General features: G+C 59.0%; 29 protein-coding genes. All 29 read left to right on the forward strand.

Translation table 11 applies throughout. The annotated features are described in order from the left end of the window. Window positions 1–5 precede the first annotated feature (5 nt). The 29 genes from QZ190_RS10240 (at window position 6) to QZ190_RS10375 (ending at window position 21,479) form a co-directional block, all read left to right on the forward strand. Window positions 6–1,487 (forward strand): glutamate synthase subunit beta, encoded by a 1,482-nt coding sequence (locus tag QZ190_RS10240; protein ID WP_291915742.1) that lies wholly within the window; start codon window positions 6–8, stop codon window positions 1,485–1,487. 104 nt (window positions 1,488–1,591) lie between these two features. Then, entirely contained in the window at window positions 1,592–2,410 is an 819-nt protein-coding gene (locus QZ190_RS10245) for an ABC transporter ATP-binding protein (RefSeq protein ID WP_291915745.1), read from the forward strand. Then, window positions 2,407–3,189, forward strand: a complete 783-nt coding sequence (gene mlaE, locus QZ190_RS10250) for a lipid asymmetry maintenance ABC transporter permease subunit MlaE (RefSeq protein ID WP_291915746.1) — start codon at window positions 2,407–2,409, stop codon at window positions 3,187–3,189. Before QZ190_RS10245 ends, mlaE begins: the two co-directional genes overlap by 4 nt. Window positions 3,190–3,199: 10 nt before the next feature. Beyond that, on the forward strand, window positions 3,200–3,679 hold the full coding sequence (gene mlaD / locus QZ190_RS10255) for an outer membrane lipid asymmetry maintenance protein MlaD (RefSeq protein WP_291915748.1): 480 nt from the start codon (window positions 3,200–3,202) through the stop codon (window positions 3,677–3,679). Next, window positions 3,676–4,413, forward strand: a complete 738-nt coding sequence (locus tag QZ190_RS10260) for a VacJ family lipoprotein (protein WP_291915751.1) — start codon at window positions 3,676–3,678, stop codon at window positions 4,411–4,413. Before mlaD ends, QZ190_RS10260 begins: the two co-directional genes overlap by 4 nt. Window positions 4,414–4,465: 52 nt before the next feature. Beyond that, complete coding sequence (locus tag QZ190_RS10265; protein ID WP_291915753.1) at window positions 4,466–5,122, forward strand: phospholipid-binding protein MlaC; 657 nt, start codon at window positions 4,466–4,468, stop codon at window positions 5,120–5,122. A gap of 11 nt (window positions 5,123–5,133) precedes the next feature. After that, window positions 5,134–5,409, forward strand: coding sequence for an STAS domain-containing protein (locus tag QZ190_RS10270; RefSeq protein ID WP_291915756.1), 276 nt, complete (start codon window positions 5,134–5,136; stop codon window positions 5,407–5,409). An 84-nt stretch (window positions 5,410–5,493) separates the two neighbouring features. Beyond that, window positions 5,494–6,429: an ABC transporter ATP-binding protein gene (locus QZ190_RS10275; protein WP_291915760.1), complete on the forward strand. Its 936-nt coding sequence runs from the start codon at window positions 5,494–5,496 to the stop codon at window positions 6,427–6,429. Then, window positions 6,426–7,181 carry an ABC transporter permease gene (locus tag QZ190_RS10280; RefSeq protein WP_291915763.1) on the forward strand — a complete coding sequence of 252 codons (756 nt, stop codon included), beginning with the start codon at window positions 6,426–6,428 and terminating at the stop codon, window positions 7,179–7,181. Before QZ190_RS10275 ends, QZ190_RS10280 begins: the two co-directional genes overlap by 4 nt. 6 nt (window positions 7,182–7,187) lie before the next feature. Then, on the forward strand, window positions 7,188–7,430 hold the full coding sequence (locus QZ190_RS10285; RefSeq protein ID WP_108380415.1) for a BolA family protein: 243 nt from the start codon (window positions 7,188–7,190) through the stop codon (window positions 7,428–7,430). Between the two features lie 38 nt (window positions 7,431–7,468). Then, window positions 7,469–8,734, forward strand: coding sequence for a UDP-N-acetylglucosamine 1-carboxyvinyltransferase (murA, locus tag QZ190_RS10290; protein WP_291915773.1), 1,266 nt, complete (start codon window positions 7,469–7,471; stop codon window positions 8,732–8,734). Continuing rightward, window positions 8,731–9,372, forward strand: a complete 642-nt coding sequence (gene hisG / locus QZ190_RS10295) for an ATP phosphoribosyltransferase (protein WP_291915776.1) — start codon at window positions 8,731–8,733, stop codon at window positions 9,370–9,372. The genes murA and hisG overlap by 4 nt, the downstream gene beginning before the upstream one ends. 2 nt (window positions 9,373–9,374) lie before the next feature. After that, complete coding sequence (gene hisD, locus QZ190_RS10300; protein ID WP_291915779.1) at window positions 9,375–10,769, forward strand: histidinol dehydrogenase; 1,395 nt, start codon at window positions 9,375–9,377, stop codon at window positions 10,767–10,769. Next, window positions 10,766–11,851 carry a histidinol-phosphate transaminase gene (hisC, locus tag QZ190_RS10305; protein WP_291915781.1) on the forward strand — a complete coding sequence of 362 codons (1,086 nt, stop codon included), beginning with the start codon at window positions 10,766–10,768 and terminating at the stop codon, window positions 11,849–11,851. Before hisD ends, hisC begins: the two co-directional genes overlap by 4 nt. Then, window positions 11,848–12,438: an imidazoleglycerol-phosphate dehydratase HisB gene (gene hisB / locus QZ190_RS10310; protein ID WP_291915783.1), complete on the forward strand. Its 591-nt coding sequence runs from the start codon at window positions 11,848–11,850 to the stop codon at window positions 12,436–12,438. The genes hisC and hisB overlap by 4 nt, the downstream gene beginning before the upstream one ends. A gap of 2 nt (window positions 12,439–12,440) precedes the next feature. Then, the gene (gene hisH / locus QZ190_RS10315) at window positions 12,441–13,097 is read left to right on the forward strand and encodes an imidazole glycerol phosphate synthase subunit HisH (RefSeq protein WP_291915786.1); all 657 of its coding nucleotides are present in this window, start codon (window positions 12,441–12,443) and stop codon (window positions 13,095–13,097) included. A gap of 47 nt (window positions 13,098–13,144) precedes the next feature. Next, complete coding sequence (hisA, locus tag QZ190_RS10320; RefSeq protein WP_053172214.1) at window positions 13,145–13,885, forward strand: 1-(5-phosphoribosyl)-5-[(5-phosphoribosylamino)methylideneamino]imidazole-4-carboxamide isomerase; 741 nt, start codon at window positions 13,145–13,147, stop codon at window positions 13,883–13,885. A gap of 21 nt (window positions 13,886–13,906) precedes the next feature. After that, the gene (locus QZ190_RS10325) at window positions 13,907–14,761 is read left to right on the forward strand and encodes a D-hexose-6-phosphate mutarotase (RefSeq protein ID WP_291915795.1); all 855 of its coding nucleotides are present in this window, start codon (window positions 13,907–13,909) and stop codon (window positions 14,759–14,761) included. 38 nt (window positions 14,762–14,799) lie between these two features. Beyond that, window positions 14,800–15,009 (forward strand): hypothetical protein, encoded by a 210-nt coding sequence (locus tag QZ190_RS10330; protein ID WP_146186340.1) that lies wholly within the window; start codon window positions 14,800–14,802, stop codon window positions 15,007–15,009. Window positions 15,010–15,012: 3 nt separating this feature from the next. Beyond that, window positions 15,013–15,813 (forward strand): imidazole glycerol phosphate synthase subunit HisF, encoded by an 801-nt coding sequence (hisF, locus tag QZ190_RS10335; RefSeq protein ID WP_090141676.1) that lies wholly within the window; start codon window positions 15,013–15,015, stop codon window positions 15,811–15,813. Window positions 15,814–16,063: 250 nt separating this feature from the next. After that, window positions 16,064–16,657 (forward strand): hypothetical protein, encoded by a 594-nt coding sequence (locus QZ190_RS10340; RefSeq protein WP_291915799.1) that lies wholly within the window; start codon window positions 16,064–16,066, stop codon window positions 16,655–16,657. A gap of 18 nt (window positions 16,658–16,675) precedes the next feature. After that, the gene (locus tag QZ190_RS10345) at window positions 16,676–17,473 is read left to right on the forward strand and encodes a pentapeptide repeat-containing protein (RefSeq protein WP_291915802.1); all 798 of its coding nucleotides are present in this window, start codon (window positions 16,676–16,678) and stop codon (window positions 17,471–17,473) included. After that, window positions 17,470–18,087 (forward strand): nucleotidyltransferase domain-containing protein, encoded by a 618-nt coding sequence (locus tag QZ190_RS18135; RefSeq protein ID WP_367114239.1) that lies wholly within the window; start codon window positions 17,470–17,472, stop codon window positions 18,085–18,087. Before QZ190_RS10345 ends, QZ190_RS18135 begins: the two co-directional genes overlap by 4 nt. Continuing rightward, window positions 18,084–18,401 (forward strand): hypothetical protein, encoded by a 318-nt coding sequence (locus QZ190_RS10350; RefSeq protein WP_291915804.1) that lies wholly within the window; start codon window positions 18,084–18,086, stop codon window positions 18,399–18,401. Before QZ190_RS18135 ends, QZ190_RS10350 begins: the two co-directional genes overlap by 4 nt. 46 nt (window positions 18,402–18,447) lie before the next feature. Beyond that, window positions 18,448–19,431 (forward strand): hypothetical protein, encoded by a 984-nt coding sequence (locus tag QZ190_RS10355; RefSeq protein WP_291915807.1) that lies wholly within the window; start codon window positions 18,448–18,450, stop codon window positions 19,429–19,431. A gap of 39 nt (window positions 19,432–19,470) precedes the next feature. Further along, the gene (locus tag QZ190_RS10360) at window positions 19,471–19,914 is read left to right on the forward strand and encodes a GNAT family N-acetyltransferase (RefSeq protein ID WP_291915809.1); all 444 of its coding nucleotides are present in this window, start codon (window positions 19,471–19,473) and stop codon (window positions 19,912–19,914) included. 20 nt (window positions 19,915–19,934) lie between these two features. Beyond that, entirely contained in the window at window positions 19,935–20,510 is a 576-nt protein-coding gene (locus QZ190_RS10365; protein WP_291915812.1) for a flavodoxin family protein, read from the forward strand. 83 nt (window positions 20,511–20,593) lie between these two features. Then, complete coding sequence (locus tag QZ190_RS10370; protein ID WP_291915814.1) at window positions 20,594–20,956, forward strand: antibiotic biosynthesis monooxygenase; 363 nt, start codon at window positions 20,594–20,596, stop codon at window positions 20,954–20,956. A 145-nt stretch (window positions 20,957–21,101) separates the two neighbouring features. After that, window positions 21,102–21,479: a VOC family protein gene (locus QZ190_RS10375; RefSeq protein ID WP_291915816.1), complete on the forward strand. Its 378-nt coding sequence runs from the start codon at window positions 21,102–21,104 to the stop codon at window positions 21,477–21,479. Window positions 21,480–21,664 lie beyond the last annotated feature (185 nt).

Below are 21,664 nucleotides of genomic sequence, written 5' to 3' on the forward strand. Positions count from 1 at the left end.
ACATCATGGGAAAAATCACAGGTTTCATGGAATTTGAGCGCATCGAAGAAGGCTACAAACCCGTTGCCGAGCGCTTGAAGAACTACGGCGAGTTCGTGATCGGCTTGACACCCGAGCAGTCGAAAACCCAAGCCGCCCGCTGCATGGATTGCGGCACGCCGTTTTGCAACAACGGCTGCCCGGTCAACAACATCATCCCGGACTTCAACGACCTGGTGTACCAGGGTGACTGGAAGAACGCGATCGAGGTGCTGCACAGCACCAACAACTTCCCCGAGTTCACCGGCCGCATTTGCCCCGCGCCATGCGAAGCCGCCTGCGTGGTGAACTTCAACGACGACGCCGTGGGCATCAAGTCCATCGAGCACGCCATCATCGACCGCGCCTGGGCCGAAGGCTGGGTCACACCTCGTCCTGCTAAAGTCAAGACCGGCAAAACCGTGGCCATCATTGGCGCAGGCCCCGCTGGCCTGGCCGCAGCCCAGCAGCTGGCACGCGCTGGTCACGACGTGACCTTGTTCGAGAAGAACGACCGCGTGGGTGGTTTGCTGCGCTACGGCATTCCTGACTTCAAGATGGAAAAGACGCACATCGATCGCCGCGTCCAGCAGCTCGAAGCCGAAGGCGTGAAGATCCGCACCAGCGTGCTGGTGGGGGAGTGGCCCAAGGATTCCAAGGTCACCAACTGGGCCAAGGAAACCGTCAGTGCTGAGCAACTCAAGAAAGACTTTGACGCTGTGTTGTTGACTGGTGGTTCAGAACAGTCGCGCGACCTGCCCGTGCCGGGCCGCGACCTGGACGGCATCCACTTTGCGATGGAATTTCTGCCCCAGCAAAACAAGGTCAATGCCGGTGACAAGCTCAAGGGCCAACTGCGCGCTGACGGCAAAAACGTCATCGTGATCGGTGGCGGCGACACCGGCAGCGACTGCGTGGGCACCAGCACACGCCACGGTGCCGTGAGCGTCACCCAGTTCGAGGTGATGCCCGAGCCGCCCGAAAAAGAAAACAAAGCGATGGTCTGGCCTTACTGGCCCATGAAGCTGCGCACCAGCTCCAGCCACGACGAGAGCGCCGAAAAAGGCCTACTCAAGCGCGAATTCGCCATCTCCACCAAAGCGTTCACTGGCGAAAAAGGCAAAGTCACCGGATTGACCACGGTGCACGTCGAGTTCAAAGACGGCAAGATGGTTGAAGTGCCCGGCACCGAGAAGGAATACAAAGCCGACATGGTCTTGCTGGCCATGGGTTTCACCAACCCGGTCGCCACCGTGCTCGACGCCTTTGGCATCGACAAGGACGCCCGTGGCAACGCCAAGGCCAGCACCGACTTCACAGGCGGCTATGCCACCAACGTGAACAAGGTGTTTGCCGCAGGCGACATGCGCCGGGGTCAGTCGTTGGTCGTTTGGGCGATTCGTGAAGGCCGTCAGGCCGCTCGCGCCGTCGACGAATTCCTGATGGGCCAAAGCGACCTGCCACGATGAGGCTACCCGGTTCTAGGTAAAATCCCTAGACCACCAAGGTTCGCAAAGCGCATACCTTGGTTCATTAACATCACAAGAGCCGGCCCCCCCGGCTTTTGTTTTTCATGAACACCCCATCCACACCACCGCCACTTGTTGAACTGCGCGACCTGACTTTCGGGTACGGCGACCGTGTCATCTTGAAGAACCTGAGCTTCAATGTGCCGCGCGGCCAAGTCACGGCCCTGATGGGGGTGTCAGGGGGCGGCAAGACCACGGTGCTGCGCCTCATTGGCGGGCAGATCCGCGCCAGCCAAGGGCAGCTGTTGTTTGATGGCGCCGACAGCATGCCCATGCGCCAGGCCGAGCTGTACGCAGCCCGTCGCCGCATGGGCATGCTGTTCCAGTTCGGTGCGCTGTTCACCGACATGAGTGTGTTCGACAACGTGGCTTTTCCCTTGCGCGAACACACCCGCTTGTCCGAAGCCTTGATCCGCGACATCGTGCTCATGAAGCTCGATGCGGTGGGTTTGCGCGGTGCGCGGGACCTGAAGCCTTCCGAGATATCTGGCGGCATGAGCCGCCGTGTGGCCTTGGCCCGTGCCATCGCGCTGGACCCGGACCTCATCATGTACGACGAGCCCTTTGCCGGCCTCGACCCGATCTCGCTGGGCACCGCAGCGCGCCTGATCCGCCGCCTGAACGACAGCTTGGGCATCACCAGCGTGGTGGTCTCGCACGATGTGACCGAAACCTTTGAAATCGCCGACCATGTGGTCATCCTCGCGCATGGTGGTGTGGCCGCGCAGGGCACGCCTGCCGAGCTGCGGGCCAGCACCGATCCGCTGATCCACCAGTTTGTGCACGCCTTGAGCGATGGGCCTGTGCCCTTCCATTACCCGGCCCCCACGGCTGCGCAAGATTACGACGGGAGGTCTGCATGATCACCGCCATGCTGGGGGCTTTGGGTGCGTCCACCCGTCAGATGCTGGCCGACTGGGGCTTTGCTGCACGGCTGTTTTTCAAGCTGCTGGGCATGTCGGGTGCAGCGCTCAAGCGTTTTGGCCTGGTGCGCGACCAGGTGCATTTCTTGGGCAATTACTCGCTGGCCATCATCACCGTGTCGGGCTTGTTTGTGGGCTTTGTGCTGGGTTTGCAGGGCTACTACACGCTGCAACGTTACGGCTCGGCCGAGGCGCTGGGCCTGCTGGTGGCGCTGAGCCTGGTGCGCGAGTTGGGCCCGGTCGTTGCAGCTTTGTTGTTTGCAGGACGCGCTGGGGCATCGCTGACGGCCGAGATTGGTCTGATGCGGGCCGGTGAGCAGCTCACGGCCCTCGAGATGATGGCGGTGGACCCGCTGCAACGCATTTTGGCGCCGCGCTTTTGGGGCGGCATCATCGCCTTGCCCTTGCTGGCGGCCGTGTTCAGCGCGGTGGGCATTTTCGGCGGCTACGTGGTGGGCGTTTTGCTCATTGGCGTGGACGCAGGCTCCTTCTGGAGCCAGATGCAAGGCGGCGTGGATGTGTTCAAGGACGTGGGCAACGGCATCATCAAAAGCGTGGTGTTTGCCGTGGCCGTGACCTTCATCGCCTTGCTGCAAGGTTATGTGGCCAAGCCCACACCCGAAGGCGTGGCCAGTGCCACGACCCGCAGCGTGGTGGTTTCTTCTTTGTCGGTGTTGGGATTGGACTTCATCCTGACCGCGATGATGTTCAGCATTTGAGGAGGACGGCATGCAACGTTCAAAAAATGATGTGTGGGTGGGTTTGTTTGTGTTGCTCGGTGCTGTCGCCGTGCTCTTTTTGGCCCTCAAGGCCGCCAACTTGCTGACCTGGAGTTTCAGCAAGGACTACGAGGTCACGGCCAAGTTCGACAACATCGGCGGGCTCAAGCCAGGTGCGGCGGTCAAGAGCGCCGGGGTGGTGGTCGGGCGTGTCAAAAAGATCGAATTTGACGGCGAGTCCTTCCAGGCCAAGGTCACTTTGGGCATGCAGACCCAGCACGCCTTTCCGCAAGACAGCTCCCTGAAAATCCTCACCAGCGGTTTGCTGGGCGAGCAATACCTTGATGTCGCGCCCGGCGCTGACGAGAAAAACCTGGCCGCCGGAGACCGCATTGGCTCCACCCAGTCGGCCGTCATCCTGGAAAACCTGATCAGCCAGTTCCTGTTCAGCCAGGCCGAAAAATCCGCCCCCGAAAGTCAAAAACCATGATCGCCTGGACGAAACGCAGCGCATCGCTGGCGCTGCTGGCCGGCGTGCTGGCCTTGCAAGGCTGCGCCACCGTGAAAACCGCCGATGCGCGTGACCCCTGGGAATCGATGAACCGCAGCGTCTACCAATTCAATGACGTGGTGGACAACGTGGCCATCAAGCCCGCAGCGCAGCTGTATGCGAAAGTGCTGCCCGGCTTTGTGCGCACGGGCGTGAGCAACTTTTTGGGCAACTTGGGTGATGTGTGGTCCATGGCCAACAGCGCCCTGCAGCTCAAAGGGCAGGCCACGGCCGAGACTTTCATGCGCATCAACGTGAACACGTTCTTTGGCCTGGGTGGCTTGCTGGACGTGGCCACCGAAATGCGCCTTGAAAAACGCAGGGAAGATTTCGGACAGACCCTGGGCTACTGGGGCGTCAAGCCCGGCCCTTATGTGGTGCTGCCGCTGCTGGGGCCGTCCACATTGCGTGACACCCTGGCCTTGCCGCTGGACATGCAGGGCGATGTGTCGAGGCAGATCTCTGACGAGGCCACCCGCAACGCCTTGACCGTGACACGGGTGCTCGACATCCGCTCGGGTTTGCTGCAAACGGTGGATGTGGTCAAGGCCGCGTCTCTCGACCCGTATTCCTTTGTGCGCGACGGCTTCTTGCAAAAGCGCCGCAACGACATTTATGACGGCAACCCGCCATCCAACTTCGACTACGGTGATGGCGAGTCCGACCCGAAATAAGCCCGTTACAGTTGTTCACATGCATTGTGGCCGCAGGCCCTATAGTTATTTCATGTCCAAAATCGATACCGCTCTTTCCCTGAACCGCCGCCATGTGCTCGTGGCCGCCTGCGCCGCCAGCTTGCTGGGGACTTCGGGCCTGGCCATGGCTGCCGATGAGGCACCCGAGGCCTTCATCCAACGCATCACCAACGACACGCTCAACGCCATCAAGGCCGACAAGGCCCTGCGCACCGGCGACATCAACAAGGTCATGCAACTGGTCGACACGCAGCTGATGCCGCATGTGAACTTTCGCCGCATGACCGCCCTGGCCACGGGCCCGGCCTGGCGCAAAGCCACACCCGAGCAGCAAAAGCGCCTGCAAGAGGAGTTCAAGGTCCTGTTGGTGCGCACCTATTCGGGCGCCCTGAGCCAGATCACCGACCAAGTGGTGGTGGTCAAGCCCCTGCGGGCTGGTCAGGAAGACAAAAACCTGGTGGTCAACACCGAAGTGCGCGGCAAGGGTGATCCGATCCAATTGGACTACCGCCTCGAGAAAACCCCGGGCCAAGGCTCGGGCTGGATGATTTTTGACCTGAACGTGCTGGGCGTGTGGCTGATCGAGAACTACCGCAACCAGTTCACCAAAGAGATCAATGCCGGTGGCATCGATGCGCTGATTGCCAGCTTGGCCGCCCGCAACAAGTCCAACGCCAAAGCTACTTGATCTGGTCCGAAATGAACCCCCTGAAGCTGCCCACCACCTTGCTGCATGACCAGGCCGAAGCCTGCCTGGCGCAATGGGTGACGCAATTGCCGGCAGCCTTGCCGCCTTCGGTGGCCCTGGATGCCTCTGGATTGGCAGAGTTTGACTCCTCGGCGCTGGCCGTGCTCTTGGGCTTGCGGCGGGTGTTGACCCACAAGGGAAGTGCTTTGCGGGTCGAGGGCATGACGCCGCGCTTGCGCGAATTGGCCAGTCTTTACGGGGTGATGGACCTGCTCCAACCCGCCTGAGTGTGGGGTTTTGAGGCTTTTTAGGGCCGATCTGCAGCGTGCACCCCGGGGTCTGCGGGTCAGCACTTAAAATAGCCCTCTCCCATGCCAGCGCTCTCTTTCCAATCCGTCTCCAAGATCTACCCTGCCAAACAGGCGGGCGCAGCCGCGTTCAAAGCGCTCGACCAAGTCAGCTTTGATGTGGAGGAGGGCGAATTCTTCGGCCTGCTGGGCCCCAACGGCGCAGGCAAAACCACCCTGATCAGCACCTTGGCGGGCCTCAGCCGCCCCACCACCGGGCGCGTGTTGGTGCATGGCCACGATGTGCAAACCGATTACGCCGCTGCCCGCCGCCTGCTCGGCGTGGTGCCGCAAGAGCTGGTGTTTGACCCGTTTTTCACGGTGCGCGAGGCGCTGCGCATCCAGTCGGGTTATTTCGGTGTCAAGCACAACGACGCCTGGATCGACGAGTTGCTGGACAGTCTGGGCCTGACCGACAAGGCGGGCTCCAACATGCGCCAACTCTCGGGCGGCATGAAGCGCCGCGTGCTGGTGGCACAAGCGCTGGTGCACAAACCCCGCGTGATCGTGCTCGACGAGCCCACCGCCGGGGTTGATGTGGAGCTGCGCCAGACCCTGTGGGCTTTCATCGCCAAACTCAACAAGCAAGGCCACACCGTCTTGCTCACCACCCATTACCTGGAAGAGGCCGAAGCCTTGTGCGGCCGCATCGCGATGCTCAAGCGCGGGCAGTTGCTGGCGCTCGAGCGCACATCCGACTTGCTGCGCTCGGCCACCAGCCAGGTGCTGCGCTTCAAGCTCGACGGCGACTTGCCGCCTGCCGTCGCGGCCATTGCGCGTGTCACGGGCCGCATCGTGCAGTTGCCGGTGCACAACGCGGTCGAGATTGAAAACCACCTCGCCACCCTGCGCACAGCGGGCCTGGTGGTGGAAGACGTGGAAATCCGCCAGGCCGACCTCGAAGACGTGTTTCTTGAAGTCATGAACCGCAAACAAACCGCTTCGGGAGCCTTGGCATGACCGGCTGGCAAACCCTGCTCTACAAAGAGGTGCTGCGTTTCTGGAAAGTCGCTTTCCAGACGGTGGGCGCTCCTGTGCTCACCTCGGTGCTGTACATGCTGATCTTTGGCCATGTGCTCGAAGACCATGTCAAGGTGTACGACAACGTGCCCTACACCTCGTTTTTGCTGCCGGGCCTGATGATGATGGGCGTGCTGCAAAACGCTTTTGCCAACAGCTCGTCGAGCCTGGTGCAAAGCAAGATCATGGGCAGCTTGGTGTTTTTGTTGCTCACCCCCTTGTCGCACCGCAGCTGGTTTGTGGCCTATGTGGGCTCTTCGGTGGTGCGCGGACTGGCCGTGGGCTTGGGCGTGTTTGTCATCACCGGCTGGATGGTCAACATCACGTTTGTGAACCCCCTGTGGATTTTGACCTTTGCCGTCATGGGCGCGGCCATGATGGGCTCACTGGGCGTGATTGCCGGGCTGTGGGCTGAAAAGTTCGATCAGATGGCCGCTTTCCAGAACTTCATCATCATGCCCATGACGTTTTTGTCGGGCGTGTTTTATTCCATCCATTCGCTGCCGCCGTTTTGGCAAAAGCTCAGCCACCTGAACCCGTTCTTCTACATGATCGACGGTTTCCGTTACGGCTTTTTTGGCCAAAGCGATGTCTCTCCCTGGCTCAGTCTGGCGGTGGTGGGCACCGCCCTGGCCGCCATCAGTGGCCTGACCCTTCACCTTTTGCGCATCGGCTACAAAATCCGAAGCTGAAACCCCATGAACGCTGAGCAACTCCAAGCCATCATCGCCGCAGGCCTTTCGTGCACCCACCTCACGGTGGAGGGTGATGGCCGCCACTGGAGCGCCGTGGTCGTGTCCGAAGCCTTTGCTGGCATGCGCCCCATTGCGCGGCACCAACGGGTGTACGCCACGCTGGGCCAAAAAATGCACACCGACGAGGTGCACGCCTTGTCGATGAAAACCTTCACGCCCGCCGAATGGGCTGCGCAAGCCCCATGATCCTAAGGCCCTCGGGCCACAACGCACAGACCTGACCCATGGACAAACTGAAAATTCGCGGCGGCAAACGCCTGCAAGGCACGCTCGATGTGTCGGGTGCCAAAAACGCCGCCCTGCCCGAGCTGTGCGCCGCTTTGCTGAGCGCCGAGCCTGTCACGCTGGCCAATGTGCCGCGCCTGCAAGACGTCTCGACCATGCTCAAGCTGATACGCAACATGGGCGTGACGGCCGAGCACCACGAAGACGGTCGCGTCACTCTCAATGCCGGTGGCCTGAACAACCCCGAAGCGCCTTATGAGTTGGTGAAAACCATGCGCGCTTCGGTGCTGGCGCTGGGCCCCTTGCTGGCCCGCTTTGGCCACGCCAAAGTGTCTCTTCCTGGCGGTTGCGCCATTGGCTCGCGCCCCGTAGACCAGCACATCAAAGGCCTGCAGGCCATGGGTGCGGTCATCACGGTGGACCATGGCTACATGCTGGCCAGCCTGCCCGCAGGCCGCACGCGCCTGAAGGGCGCGCACATCACCACCGACATGGTCACCGTCACCGGCACTGAAAACTTCATGATGGCCGCGGCCTTGGCCGAAGGCGAGACGGTGCTGGAAAACGCCGCCCAGGAGCCCGAGATTCCCGACCTGGCCGAGATGCTCATCAAAATGGGCGCGAAGATCGAAGGTCACGGCACACGCCGCATCCGCATTCAGGGTGTGGACCGTTTGCACGGCTGCGAGCACCAAGTGGTGGCCGACCGCATCGAAGCGGGCACCTTCTTGTGCGCCGTAGCCGCTACAGGTGGTGATGTGGTGCTGCGCCACGGCCGCGCCGACCACCTGGAAGTGGTCATTGAAAAGCTGCGCGATGCCGGAGCCACCATCGAGGCGGGCGAGGGCTTCATCCGCATCCAGGCCAATGGCCGCCTGAAAGCCCAGAGCTTTCGCACCACCGAATACCCGGGTTTTCCGACCGACATGCAGGCCCAATTCATGGCGCTCAACTGCATTGCGCAGGGCGCGAGCAAGGTCACCGAAACCATTTTTGAAAACCGCTTCATGCACGTCAACGAGCTGGTGCGCTTGGGTGCGCACATCCAGATCGACGGCAAAGTGTCGGTGATCGAGGGCGTTGAAAAGCTGTCCGGTGCCACAGTGATGGCGACTGACCTGCGCGCATCGGCGAGCTTGGTGATTGCAGGTCTCGTGGCCGAAGGCGAAACCATCGTCGACCGCATTTACCACCTGGACCGTGGCTACGACCGCATGGAATTGAAACTTCGCGGCCTGGGGGCCGACATTGAAAGAGTGAAATGATCACGCTGGCCCTGTCCAAAGGACGCATCTTTGACGAAACCCTGCCGCTGCTCAAGGCCGCTGGCATCGAGGTGCTCGAAGACCCCGAAAAATCGCGCAAGCTGATCTTGCCCACCAACCAAGCCAATGTGCGCGTGGTACTGGTGCGGGCCAGCGATGTGCCCACCTATGTGGAATACGGCGGCGCCGATCTGGGCGTGACCGGTCTGGACACCCTGATCGAACACGGCGGCCAGGGCTTGTACCAGCCGCTGGACCTGAACATCGCCAAATGCCGCATGAGCGTGGCGGTGCGCGCTGACTACGACTACGCCAGTGCCGTACGAACGGGTTCGCGCCTGAAAGTGGCCACCAAATACACCACCATCGCCCGCGATTTCTTTGCGACCAAGGGTGTACACGTCGATCTCATCAAGCTCTACGGCAGCATGGAGTTGGCCCCGCTCACGGGCCTAGCCGACGCCATCGTCGATCTGGTTTCAACGGGCAACACGCTCAAGGCCAATCACTTGGTTGAAGTCGAACGCATCATGGACATCAGCTCGCGCTTGGTCGTGAACCAGGCTGCGCTCAAGCTCAAACAAGCGCCGATCCGCGCCATCATCGATGCCTTCGCGGGCGCGGTGAAGAAAGACTGAACATGGGATTGCACGCCAAACCTTTGCAACTGAACACGGCAGACGCCGGTTTTGAAGCGGCCTTTGCGGCCCGCCTGCATTGGTCTGCCGACACCGACGCCGCCATCGAGCAGCGTGTGGCCGACATCCTGGCCGACGTGCAAAAGCGTGGCGATGCGGCGGTGCTGGCGTACACCCAACGCTTTGACGGCCTGCAAGCGCCCGACGTGAAGGCTTTGGAGATCACCCAGGCCGAACTGAAGGCGGCACTCGACAGCCTGCCCGCCGCACAACGCGAAGCCCTGCAAGCCGCAGCAAGCCGGGTGCGCAAGTACCACGAAGCGCAAAAGAAAGCGTCTGGCGAGAGCTGGTCTTACCGCGACGAAGACGGCACCTTGCTCGGCCAAAAAGTCACGCCTCTCGACCGTGTGGGCATCTATGTGCCCGGTGGCAAAGCGGCTTACCCTTCTTCGGTGTTGATGAACGCCATCCCCGCCCATGTGGCCGGGGTGCAGGACATCATCATGGTCGTGCCCACGCCCGTGCGCGGCAGCGTGGCGACGGGCGGCTCTGGAGAAGCGGCCGCTTCCAGCCGGGGTGAGCGCAATGAACTCGTCTTGGCCGCCGCCTATGTGGCGGGCGTCACGCGGGCGTTCACCGTGGGTGGTGCGCAAGCCGTGGCGGCTTTGGCCTATGGCACCGCCACCATCCCCAAAGTGGACAAGATCACTGGCCCTGGCAACGCCTATGTGGCCAGCGCCAAAAAGCGCGTGTTTGGCACCGTGGGCATCGACATGATCGCGGGCCCCTCTGAAATTTTGGTGCTGGCCGACGGCACCACCCCCGCCGAATGGGTGGCGATGGATTTGTTCAGTCAGGCCGAGCACGACGAGTTGGCGCAAAGCATCTTGCTGTGCCCCGATGCGGCCTACATCGCCGAGGTGCAGGCCGCCATTGACCGCCTGCTGCCCACCATGCCCCGCCGCGAGATCATCGCCAAGAGCCTGAACGACCGTGGTGCGCTGATCCTCACGCGCAACATGGAAGAAGCCTGCGCCATCAGCAACCGCATCGCGCCCGAGCACCTGGAGGTGTCGAGCAGCGAGCCGCACCGCTGGGAGCCGCTGCTGCGCCACGCAGGGGCGATCTTTATGGGTGCGTTTACCAGCGAGTCGCTGGGCGACTACTGCGCTGGCCCCAACCACGTGCTGCCCACCAGCGGCACGGCACGATTTTCGTCGCCGCTGGGCGTGTACGACTTCCAAAAACGCAGCAGCTTGATCGAAGTGAGTGAAGCCGGTGCCCAGACATTGGGGCGCATCGCCGCCGAGCTGGCTTATGGCGAAGGTCTGCAAGCCCACGCCCGCGCCGCTGAACTCCGTTTGAACCCTGTGCCCCCGATGCGAGACCCGAAATGAGCAACGTCAGCCCCCAACTCATGCAACGCATTCGCCAAGACGTGCAGTCCATGCACGCCTATGCCATCCAGGATTCGGCGGGTATGGTCAAGCTCGACGCGATGGAAAACCCGCACCGCCTGCCTGCTGATTTGCAAAAGGCTTTGGGCGAGCGTTTGGGCGCCTTGGCACTCAACCGCTACCCCGGCGAGCGTGTGAACGAACTGCGCCATGCGCTGGCAAGTTACGCAGGCATGCCCGAAGGCTTTGACATCATGCTGGGCAACGGCTCGGACGAGTTGATCTCTTTGCTGGCCATGGCCTGTGACGTTCCTGGTGCCAGCATCCTCTCGCCATTGCCTGGCTTTGTGATGTACGCCATGAGTGCCCAGCTGCAAGGCCTGGCCTTCCACGGCGTACCGCTCACCGCCGACTTTGAACTCGACGAAGCCGCCATGCTGGCCGCCATTGCCGAGCACAAGCCGTCCATCGTTTACCTGGCGTATCCCAACAACCCCACCGGCAACTTGTGGAACGACGACTCGATCGAAAAAATCGTCTTGGCCCAGGGCGGGCAAGGCGGCTTGGTGGTCATGGACGAGGCCTACCAGCCCTTTGCCAGCCGCAGCTACATCAACCGCATCACACGCCACACCCATGTGCTCTTGATGCGCACGCTGTCCAAGTTTGGCCTGGCTGGTGTGCGTCTGGGCTACATGATTGGCCCCAAGGCTTTGTTGGCCGAGGTGGACAAAGTGCGCCCGCCCTACAACATCAGCGTGCTCAATGCCGAGTGCGCTTTGTTTGCGCTGGAGCATGCCGAGGTTTTTGCTGCGCAGGCCCAAGACCTGCGCCAAGAGCGCACCCGTTTGATGCAAGCACTGACGGCTTTGCCGGGCGTGAAGCCTTTCCCCAGCGAAGCCAACATGATTCTGGCCCGCGTGCCCGATGCCGCCAAAACTTTTGACGGCCTGAAGGCCCACGGCGTGCTGATCAAGAACATTTCTAAAATGCACCCATTGCTGGCCAACTGCCTGCGCCTGACGGTGGGCACCGCCGCAGAAAACGACCAACTCCTTGCCGCTCTGAAAGCCTCCTTATGAACCGCACCGCTGCAGTCACCCGCAAGACCGCCGAGACGAACATCCGCGTCGCCATCAACCTGGACGGCACGGGTCAAGCCAAGCTGGCCAGCGGCATCGGTTTTCTAGACCACATGCTCGACCAGATCGCCCGCCACGGCCTGATTGACCTCGACATCGCTTGCGAGGGTGACCTGCACATCGACGGCCACCACACCGTGGAAGACATCGGCATCACCTTGGGCCAAGCCTTTGCGCAAGCGATTGGCGACAAAAAAGGCATCCGCCGTTATGGCCACGCTTACGTGCCGCTCGACGAGGCTTTGAGCCGCGTGGTGGTGGATTTTTCGGGCCGCCCCGGTTTGCACATGGACGTGAACTTCACCTCCGGCTCGCTGGGTACGCTGGACACGCAACTGGTTTATGAGTTCTTCCAGGGCTTTGTGAACCACGCCCTGTGCACGCTGCACATCGACAACCTCAAGGGAGTGAACGCTCACCACCAGTGCGAGACCATCTTCAAGGCCTTCGCCCGCGCCGTGCGTGCGGCACTCGAGCTGGACCCCCGCTCGGCAGGCGTGATCCCATCGACCAAGGGAAGTCTCTGAGCATGAGCGTCAATCGCGTTGCAGTGGTGGACTACGGCATGGGCAATCTGCGCAGCGTGGCGCAGGCGGTGATGCATGCCGCCTCCAGCGTGGACCATGCCGAAGTCACCGTCACATCCGATCCGCAAGTCGTGCGCGACGCGCACCGCGTGGTTTTGCCGGGGCAGGGCGCCATGCCCGACTGCATGCGCGAGCTGCGCGAGTCGGGCTTGATGGAAGCAGTGCTTGAAGCCGCTGCCAGCAAACCCCTGTTTGGTGTGTGTGTGGGCATGCAAATGCTGCTGGACCACAGCGACGAAGGCGATACGCCGGGCCTCGGCTTGATCCCCGGGCGCGTGGTCAAGTTCGATTTGGCCGGACGCATCCAGCCCGATGGCACCCGCTACAAAGTGCCGCAAATGGGCTGGAACCAAGTTTGGCAAGACCAACCAGCGCATGCCCTGTGGCAAGGCGTCGAGGACGGCAGCTGGTATTATTTTGTGCACAGCTTTTATACCCAAGTGGCCAACCCGGCGCACAGCGCGGCCCAGTCCGATTACGGCGGCCGCTTTGCTTGCGCCATTGCCCGTGACAACATATTTGCCACCCAGTTTCACCCCGAAAAAAGCGCGGCCCAAGGTTTGGCCTTGTTCCGCAATTTCCTCCACTGGCAGCCTTGAGAAGTTTTCACTGCCGTTTTTCAGCCCTCAGCCTTTTTTAATTCGCCATGATTCTGATCCCCGCCATTGACCTCAAAGACGGCCATTGCGTTCGCCTCAAGCAGGGCGATATGGACCAAGCCACGACTTTTGGCGAAGACCCCGCCGCCATGGCGCGCACCTGGCTCGAAAAAGGCGCCCGCCGTCTGCACCTGGTGGATCTGAACGGTGCCTTCGCGGGCAAGCCGCAAAACTTCAGCGCCATCAAGTCCATCCTCAAGGCCGTGGGCGACGACATCCCGGTGCAGCTCGGTGGTGGCATCCGCGATCTGGACACGATTGAAAAATACATCGACAGCGGCCTGCGCTACGTCATCATCGGCACCGCCGCCGTCAAGAACCCCGGCTTTTTGAAAGACGCCTGCACCGCCTTTGGCGGCCACATCATCGTCGGCCTGGACGCCAAAGACGGCAAAGTCGCCACCGACGGCTGGAGCAAGCTCACCGGCCACGAAGTGGTGGACTTGGCCAAGAAGTTCGAAGACTGGGGCGTCGAGTCCATCATCTACACCGACATCGGCCGTGACGGCATGCTCAGCGGCATCAACATCGATGCCACCGTCAAGCTTGCCCAAGCTCTGACCATCCCCGTGATCGCATCGGGCGGCCTGTCCAACATGGCCGACATCGAGCAGCTGTGCGCTGTCGAAGACGAAGGCGTGGAAGGCGTGATCTGCGGCCGCGCCGTGTATTCGGGTGACCTCGACTTCGCGCTGGCGCAGCAACGCGCCGACGAACTCAACGGCTGATCCTTTCCCTCGCTATTGCACATGAGCGCTCAGGCCACTTGTCGCGACACCGCGTTCGCGGGCCTGCCCACTTGCGAGTTGACGCTGCCGCAAGGCGACCGCCTGCGGGTCGCGCTGCACGGTGCGCATCTGTTGTCTTGGGTGTCGGGCGGGCAAGAGCGCCTGTACCTCAGCCCCCATAGCGTGATGGACGGCAAAGCCGCCATTCGTGGCGGTGTTCCCGTGTGCTTTCCGCAGTTCAACCAACGCGGCCCAATGGCCGAGCGCCTGCCCAAACACGGTTTTGCCCGCAACGTGGCCTGGCAGGCCGATGCGCCCGAACTGGGAGCCGAGCATGCCCGCCTCACGTTGCGTCTGAACGACAACTTTCAGACCAGCACCTGGTGGCCCCAAGCCTTTGCCTTGGCGCTGCACATCGACCTGAGCCCGGGTGCCGTGCAACTGACGCTGGACGTGCACAACACAGACACCCAAGCGCTGGCGTTCTCTGGTGCACTGCACACCTATTTGGCCGTGCCCGACGTGACGCAGGCCACGCTGCAGGGCCTGGGCGGTCAGCCCGAGTGGGATTCACTCACCGACACCCATGCGCAAGCGGCCGATACGATCCGCTTTACCGCCGAGTTTGACCGCGTGTATGAAGCCGGGCCACAGCCCCTGACGCTGAACCAGACCCTGCACATCAGCCAAAGCCCGAGCTGGGCCAACACCGTGGTCTGGAACCCCGCGCAAGACCTGTGCAAGCGCCTGGCCGACATGCCCGAAGACGGCTGGCAGCAGATGCTGTGTGTCGAAGCCGCTCAGGTCTACACGCCCATCACCTTGCCTGCGGGCGGGCGCTGGGCGGGCTGGCAGCGCTTGGCTTTGCGTGCATGATGCAAGCAACTTTGGATTGGGAAAAAATGAATCAGATGATGTCAATTGAACAGGCACGCAGCAGCAGCCTGAGAGGATCGGTAGCTGCCATGGCCAGGGCGGCCAATCAAGCCCGGCGAACGGCTGCGCAAACCCAAACCGCTGTGGTGGTCGAGCGCAATGGCGTTCTAGAGCATCTGTACATCTCGGCCACACAAGCCGACATCAAGCCCATCACCGTCTCTATCGAACCGCAAGAGGGTCACTGAAACATGCTCGCCAAACGCATCATCCCTTGCCTCGACGTGACCGGCGGTCGCGTCGTCAAGGGCGTCAACTTTGTCGAACTGCGCGACGCCGGAGACCCGGTCGAAATCGCGGCCCGCTACAACGAGCAAGGCGCTGACGAACTCACGTTTTTGGACATCACCGCCACCAGCGACGGGCGCGACGTGATCCTGCACATCATCGAAGCCGTGGCTAGCCAGGTCTTCATTCCGCTCACCGTGGGCGGCGGTGTGCGCACGGTGGAAGACGTGCGCCGATTGCTGAATGCCGGCGCCGACAAAACCAGCTTCAACTCAGCGGCAATCGCCAACCCGCAGGTCATCCGCGAAGCGTCTGCCAAATACGGCGCGCAATGCATCGTGGTCGCCATCGACGCCAAACGCCGCAGCGCGGAAGACGAGCAGCGCATCGGCACCCACGGTCTGCCCATGGGCCCCGGCTGGGACGTGTACAGCCACGGCGGCCGCAAAAACGTGGGCCTGGACGCCGTGGCCTGGGCCACCCAAATGGCCGAATACGGTGCGGGCGAAATCCTGCTCACCAGCATGGACCGCGACGGCACCAAAAGCGGCTTTGACCTGCAACTGACCCGAGCCGTGAGCGATGCTGTGAGCGTGCCCGTGATCGCGTCAGGCGGCGTGGGCAACCTGGACCACCTGGCCGACGGCGTGAGCATCGGCGGCGCGGATGCAGTGCTGGCGGCGAGCATCTTCCACTACGGTGAATACACGGTGCAGCAGGCCAAAGAGCGGATGCGGGAGCGGGGGATTCCTGTGCGCTTGTGATGCGCTGGTCAATCGATCAGCTCGTAGGTAAGGCATCCAGGTGGTCTGAGGTTGCTGACCTGATTCTCCCTTGCGTTCATTGGCCAGCATGGTCAAAAGCACCTCGACGTCGGTCTCACCATTTCACACGGTTGGCGCACGCTCCCAGCCCTTGGGTGACGCTACAGTGGATAAAAAACGAATCCAATAGAATTAAATTACCTGGATTTTAAAGCTATAGTGCAGGTACCGAACCCGCTCGTGAATCTGATTGAGCAAGCGTGTGGTTTGCAAGGAAGGATCACCGGATTTCATGGCAAATTTAAATCCGAATGAAACGGCAGTGCGTGTGCATGGAAGTCAAGGCGCAATGCCGATTACTCAGGATCAAGCGGTTGCAATTATTGACTTCATGGCTGCCGCCGCCAAGCTCCGGGCCATGGAAGTTATTCGCTCCGACCGATTTCTTGGTGATATAGGCGAATTTTTAGCAGCCTCAGAGTTTGAACTTCAACTGGCAAAATCGTCGCGCCAAGAAGGGCACGACACAGAAGGCGAAACAGACCGAGTGCAAATTAAATTTCACAATTCTCCGACGCGAACGAACATCAGCCTCGGCAAACCTACGAAATATGACCGAGTACTAATAGTGGTCGGACCTGACAGCCTTCTCCACCCAGCAGGTTGCTACGCCGGGAAGTACTGCTTCTACGAGTTCAATGCACAACACGTTCAGCAGAACTTTTCCACTAAAAAGGCTTATTCCTGCGGAAAAAAGGCGTTACTCGACCCTATACGCGCTCTAACCCTTCATTCGACCGGTCCTGCGGGGAAATCCACGCAGGCTGATAAATTAAAAAGTTAGCCTTCATAAGTACAGTCTATGGCCTTTCGCGATAACAAAAAAACTAAGCTCGAGGACGTGGAGTTCACTACGGACATCAACAGTGAAGACTTCATGCGCCACGACATGGTGCGGGTGTTTGCGGTTGGTAAGGTCTTCACCAAGATCAGCTTCAAGCAAGTCAACTTCTTGGGCTGCTATTTCCGAAACTGTCGCTTTATCGGATGCGATTTCACCGGCGCATTTGTTAAGGAATCAAATCTTCGGGGATCGCAGTTCGAGAACTGCACTTTCCGATACACGACTTGGGAGAAGTCTCACCTCGATGATGACTTCCTTGACCGTTGTCTACCCAGCGAGGAAAACCTCGCCAGAGATTTGGTTCGGTCGTTGCGGGTCAACTACTCAGAGACTGGTAACTACGAGGCAGTCAATCGGGCTGCGTCCATCGAAGTTGGTTTAACGGGGCAACACCTGTACAAGGCTGCATACTCGAACGAGGCATACTATCGATCAAAATACAAGGGCACAGAAAGATTCTCGCATGCGGTCCAACATGCTCGCTGGAAAGCTCTCGACTTGCTCTGGGGCAACGGCGAGAGCATTGTGCGAATCTTGATTAGCTGCTTTGTAGCCATACTTGTAGTTTCGATTTTCTATTCTCGCGAAGCAAAAGTTTCCTTGATTGACGCACTCTTGGAGTCCATCTGGCAGTTTTGGGGGAAGCAGTACGCACAGGCTATGCCACCAATCTATGCGCTCGTACTTACCGCCAGTCAGTTTGTTGCGTTTGGTCTGTTTATGGCCATACTAGTCAAGCGCCTCTCACGTAGATGAAACACGAAATCTACATTTTCGGATCGATGACAAGAGGGGAAGTAACCTCCTCGTCTGATTCTGACGTCCTAGTAATTCAAGAATACACAGAACCGCATTTATTCCCGCCCTCTTGGAGCGTGTATTCCAGAAAGACCATAGAGACCTATTTCGCAGCCGGTCGGTTATTTGCATGGCATCTACATCTTGAGGCAGTTCAAGTCTATCCTCGAACAGGGCCTGGTTTCCTAAAAGACCTCGGAGAGCCTGCCCCTTATTCTTCTGTAGCTGAAGACATCGCTGAACTGCGGTTTCTCCTAGAGAATTCAATACTCGAACTTCAAAGAAACTCACCCAGTCCGATCTACGAACTGGGTCTCGCTTACACAGCGATTCGCGATATTGCAATGGCTGCGTCTTGGTCGATGTTGGCTAAGCCCTCGTTTAGCCGATACGCACCGTATGAACTTCCAGTGCGTTGCCCTTTACCTCTGACCGTTTACGAGACCGCGATGCGAGCGCGTCATGCATCTACACGAGGTACTGCGGAGCCAAGAGACTACGACCTCGCAGTCAGACACCTCAAGGCCACACCGATCCTAGAATGGGTCGAATCAATTTGGAGCCAAACTTGACCAACACATTTTTGAACAAAGTCGTCGTCGAACGCGCTGCTCTGTCAGTCATTAATCGCAGCTACACCGGCAGTCGTCAGTTGTCCGGTCTGTCGTTGCCCGCAATTGAGCAATGGCGAGGCAAAGTCGCTTTGCCCGCTGACCACGTGTTGGTTAAGACTTTGGTGAAACTTGGCGATGTCGCTCAAACACTTTCAAACAAGAGCAATGAATCGTTTGCGCCGCTTACGCCTGAAGTGAAGGACGCGATAGATAAATTAATGCAACAACTGGCAGAGCAAGTCAAGCGTTTTCCGCGGGCAAGTTCTGGCTAAATTCAGTCGCTTGTTAGTTCGTAAGTTAGGCATTGCAATCCAAGCCATGGCCCGCCCCCTTCCAGTCTCCTACGAGGAGCTTCTCAATGAGACGCTTCCTATGCTTGACGAGCACTTCATCAGGCAGAGCAGCCCTGTGCATTCGCGCCCATTCGAAGCGGCGCGCTTCATCGTTGATCACATGATCGTCGAGATAACGGGCGACAGCAAGGATGACTACTTGTCGAAGCCTTGGTTCTCCGGCATCTACCTTCCAGTAATTCGTTGGTACGAGCAGCGGTATGGGGCGGAGATCGCGCACCCGAAAAACCCAATGGTGCATGGACTGGTTTCCCACTTTGGTGCGCTGTACGCACTTCGCGTTGAGCTTGTGCTCTCAGAGGTGGATTGCGAGGGTCATCGTTGGATCAAGTTTCCGAAAGAGGTCCAGCTAGATGAGAATCCGTACAACTGGCTTTTTGCACCTCCTAGGCTTGAGGATCTGAAGCCAAGTCGACGGACTTCTCTTCTAGAGACATCAAGGGGCGTAGCCAATCGCTTGCGCTCAATCAACAACGGCCTAAGATCAGCAACATATCCGAACGAAGTCAACCGAAGAATGGCTTCGACTATCTTGCGCCATTTGGAAAAGGCTGCATTAGACGCCACTTCAAGAAATGACGAATCAAGTACTTTTGTGCCTTGGGAACTTCAAATGGCTTGTGAGAAGGCGATCAAGACCTACTTGAGCCAGAGAAAAATTACCTATCCCGCGACCCATGACCTCCGAACTCTAAACAAACTGGCAGAGCCGTCACACAGTTGGCAGGGGGCATCAAAGTTACTTGCTGCCTTCCCATTAGAGCCACGTGTTATGAGGTGGCGTTACGCCGAAATAACGCCACCCACACAGGCTGAGTTGTGGCGCATGTACGGTGCGGCAGTCGAACTGATTGAGGGTTATGCCGACAGGCTCACAAAAACCTTTACCTTCAATAGCTTCGCGGTCAAGTTGAAGACAGCACCGTGGCACTTACCCGGCGATGCCTAACCCTTCCATCGATCTTAATTCAGGCTTGAGTACCATCCCATGAACTACCAACTCCGAAAACCCAAGGCAGAGGACGCCGAAGCTCTCGCGACTATTCGGGTACAAGCTATGAAGCCCAGTCTTGAAGCAATAGGACGTTTCGATGAAGATCGAGCAAGACGTCGCATCCTCGATTCGTTCGACCCGAATACAACCAGCGAGATCTTGGTGGAGGAGGAGCGTGTCGGTTTCCTTGTGATCCGCCGTCTTGAAAATCACTTCTATCTCGATCACCTCTACATATCGCCAAAGCATCAAGGCAAAGGTCTCGGATCAGCAGTTTTGCGACAGCTGATTGAGGAGGCCAATGTCGCCAGCTTGCCGATACGACTCGGAGCCCTTAAGTTCAGCCCTTCCAATCGTTTTTACGCATCTCACGGCTTTTGCCTGGAGCGTGAAGAGGAATGGGACAACTACTATGTCTTGCAACCAAGCAAGGCCTAACCTCTCAGCCAAAAACCACCATGGCAACAATATTCGTCGTCAATCACTCCATCACTGGCACCACGGCCCAGCTCGCGCAGGCTGTCCTTGAGGGCGTGCGCTCAGTCAAGGGGTGTACCGGAAAATTGCTCACGATTGACGGGGCGCATATTGTGGAAGGGCGATACAAGAACGAAGAGCTCCTTCAGGTTCTTGATGCATGTGACGCGATGATTTTTGGTTGTCCCACATTCATGGGTGGACCATCGGCTCAATTTAAGGCTTTTGCAGACGCGTCCAGTGACCGTTGGGTCACACAGCGTTGGGAAGGAAAGCTTTGCGCGGGATTCACTGTTGGTTCAAACCTGAACGGTGATCAACTTTCTACGCTCCAGTACTTATCCATTTTTGGTGCGCAGCACGGCATGCTTTGGGTTGGTGTTGATATTCCAGGTGGCTACGATCCGCAAGGAAGAAATCGATTGGGTGCGCAGTTGGGCTTGATTTCGCAATCGACTGGCCTCGTTGTGCCAGAAGTCGATCTTTCAACGGCCAAGTACTTTGGAGCACGAGTCAGCCAAAAGACGCTGGCGCTAACCGGCAAGCACAATGCCTGACAAGTTGATCGTTCGGATTCCAAATACGCTGCGCGCCATCTGGGTCGCACGGCTTTTTCGATAAAACACAGACTCACAATCACATGTTCACATCCACCTTTACGTTTGCAAAAAGGCAATACGACGCAGAGTTCTATGCCCTTGACGATGTCATTGCACAGATAGCGAAGTCCATCCCAGGTTACTTGGGTGAAGAGTCTTGGGAAAACCAACAAACCGGACTCATCTCAAATGTGTACTACTGGGAGTCCATGGCTGCATTGCAATCATTGATGAAACACCCTGAGCACATGAAGGCAAAGCAACAGCAATCGCGTTGGCTCAATGGCTTTCAAGTGGTCATCGCTCAAGTCACCGGCACGTATGGCGACAATGGAATCCAACATCCATTGGCTGGTCGTGTTGTCACCACACAAAGTGAAGCGCATCAGGAGCGGCAAGCATGAAATCAACTGCTGTATTCAAGTGTTCGGAATACGGTGTGTGGCCTGGCTGGCTGGTCAAGTTGACGCCAAAAAGGGCCATCCACTTTTTGGTTCCATCCACTCGCTTCGTGCCTTGCGAAGCAGCCTACCGCGAGCGCCAGGCCCCATGTACCTGAACCAAGTCACCCTGCCGGCTGTCAATGTTGCGGAGTCGGTTGACTTCTACAAGCGCATGGGGTTTGAACTCATTGTTAACGCCCCGCACTACGCCCGCTTCAAATGTCCAAATGGCAGCGCCTCGTTTTCGGTGCATCAGGTCGGGGGCGTATCCGAATCGTCGGATGTGGTGGTCTACTTCGAGGATGAATCACTCGATCAAACGGTCAAGCACCTCCAGGCGCATGGAATCGAATTCTTTCAGGTGCCCCGTGATGAACCGTGGTTGTGGCGTGAGGCAAGAGCCAAAGACCCAGCGGGTAATGTCATCTGCTTGTACTGGGCCGGCAGTAATCGCCTAAATCCTCCGTGGCGAGTTGAGGCCTAGCCCCTTGTTAACCGGACGTGCCTCAGCGTGGCTGCGTCGGGCATTATTTCATTCTTAACCGGCTTCGTTTATCTGTCGCAGTCCGGTGCTTGACGTCAACTATCCTAACCGCTCGGCGACAACTATCCTGGCCGGTGGAAGCGGGGAATAAACTGAACGGGTTACTTGCTTGAGCTGACCTTTCT

Source organism: Limnohabitans sp. (genome assembly GCF_017848645.1).
Taxonomy (GTDB): Bacteria; Pseudomonadota; Gammaproteobacteria; order Burkholderiales; family Burkholderiaceae_C; genus Limnohabitans_A.

What these genes read in the sequence shown, in the direction of transcription:
- hisB (WP_291915783.1), top strand. Translation starts at nt 11,848, where the DNA reads ATGAACCGCACCGCTGCAGTCACCCGCAAGACCGCCGAGACGAACATC.
- QZ190_RS10365 (WP_291915812.1), top strand. Translation starts at nt 19,935, where the DNA reads ATGGCAACAATATTCGTCGTCAATCACTCCATCACTGGCACCACGGCC.
- QZ190_RS10330 (WP_146186340.1), top strand. Translation starts at nt 14,800, where the DNA reads ATGTCAATTGAACAGGCACGCAGCAGCAGCCTGAGAGGATCGGTAGCT.
- QZ190_RS10345 (WP_291915802.1), top strand. Translation starts at nt 16,676, where the DNA reads ATGGCCTTTCGCGATAACAAAAAAACTAAGCTCGAGGACGTGGAGTTC.
- murA (WP_291915773.1), top strand. Translation starts at nt 7,469, where the DNA reads ATGGACAAACTGAAAATTCGCGGCGGCAAACGCCTGCAAGGCACGCTC.
- QZ190_RS10285 (WP_108380415.1), top strand. Translation starts at nt 7,188, where the DNA reads ATGAACGCTGAGCAACTCCAAGCCATCATCGCCGCAGGCCTTTCGTGC.
- hisD (WP_291915779.1), top strand. Translation starts at nt 9,375, where the DNA reads ATGGGATTGCACGCCAAACCTTTGCAACTGAACACGGCAGACGCCGGT.
- QZ190_RS10375 (WP_291915816.1), top strand. Translation starts at nt 21,102, where the DNA reads ATGTACCTGAACCAAGTCACCCTGCCGGCTGTCAATGTTGCGGAGTCG.
- QZ190_RS10270 (WP_291915756.1), top strand. Translation starts at nt 5,134, where the DNA reads ATGAACCCCCTGAAGCTGCCCACCACCTTGCTGCATGACCAGGCCGAA.
- hisG (WP_291915776.1), top strand. Translation starts at nt 8,731, where the DNA reads ATGATCACGCTGGCCCTGTCCAAAGGACGCATCTTTGACGAAACCCTG.
- QZ190_RS10370 (WP_291915814.1), top strand. Translation starts at nt 20,594, where the DNA reads ATGTTCACATCCACCTTTACGTTTGCAAAAAGGCAATACGACGCAGAG.
- QZ190_RS10325 (WP_291915795.1), top strand. Translation starts at nt 13,907, where the DNA reads ATGAGCGCTCAGGCCACTTGTCGCGACACCGCGTTCGCGGGCCTGCCC.
- QZ190_RS10245 (WP_291915745.1), top strand. Translation starts at nt 1,592, where the DNA reads ATGAACACCCCATCCACACCACCGCCACTTGTTGAACTGCGCGACCTG.
- hisC (WP_291915781.1), top strand. Translation starts at nt 10,766, where the DNA reads ATGAGCAACGTCAGCCCCCAACTCATGCAACGCATTCGCCAAGACGTG.
- QZ190_RS10360 (WP_291915809.1), top strand. Translation starts at nt 19,471, where the DNA reads ATGAACTACCAACTCCGAAAACCCAAGGCAGAGGACGCCGAAGCTCTC.
- hisF (WP_090141676.1), top strand. Translation starts at nt 15,013, where the DNA reads ATGCTCGCCAAACGCATCATCCCTTGCCTCGACGTGACCGGCGGTCGC.
- QZ190_RS10260 (WP_291915751.1), top strand. Translation starts at nt 3,676, where the DNA reads ATGATCGCCTGGACGAAACGCAGCGCATCGCTGGCGCTGCTGGCCGGC.
- QZ190_RS18135 (WP_367114239.1), top strand. Translation starts at nt 17,470, where the DNA reads ATGAAACACGAAATCTACATTTTCGGATCGATGACAAGAGGGGAAGTA.
- hisA (WP_053172214.1), top strand. Translation starts at nt 13,145, where the DNA reads ATGATTCTGATCCCCGCCATTGACCTCAAAGACGGCCATTGCGTTCGC.
- QZ190_RS10355 (WP_291915807.1), top strand. Translation starts at nt 18,448, where the DNA reads ATGGCCCGCCCCCTTCCAGTCTCCTACGAGGAGCTTCTCAATGAGACG.
- QZ190_RS10265 (WP_291915753.1), top strand. Translation starts at nt 4,466, where the DNA reads ATGTCCAAAATCGATACCGCTCTTTCCCTGAACCGCCGCCATGTGCTC.
- mlaE (WP_291915746.1), top strand. Translation starts at nt 2,407, where the DNA reads ATGATCACCGCCATGCTGGGGGCTTTGGGTGCGTCCACCCGTCAGATG.
- QZ190_RS10280 (WP_291915763.1), top strand. Translation starts at nt 6,426, where the DNA reads ATGACCGGCTGGCAAACCCTGCTCTACAAAGAGGTGCTGCGTTTCTGG.
- QZ190_RS10275 (WP_291915760.1), top strand. Translation starts at nt 5,494, where the DNA reads ATGCCAGCGCTCTCTTTCCAATCCGTCTCCAAGATCTACCCTGCCAAA.
- hisH (WP_291915786.1), top strand. Translation starts at nt 12,441, where the DNA reads ATGAGCGTCAATCGCGTTGCAGTGGTGGACTACGGCATGGGCAATCTG.
- QZ190_RS10240 (WP_291915742.1), top strand. Translation starts at nt 6, where the DNA reads ATGGGAAAAATCACAGGTTTCATGGAATTTGAGCGCATCGAAGAAGGC.
- mlaD (WP_291915748.1), top strand. Translation starts at nt 3,200, where the DNA reads ATGCAACGTTCAAAAAATGATGTGTGGGTGGGTTTGTTTGTGTTGCTC.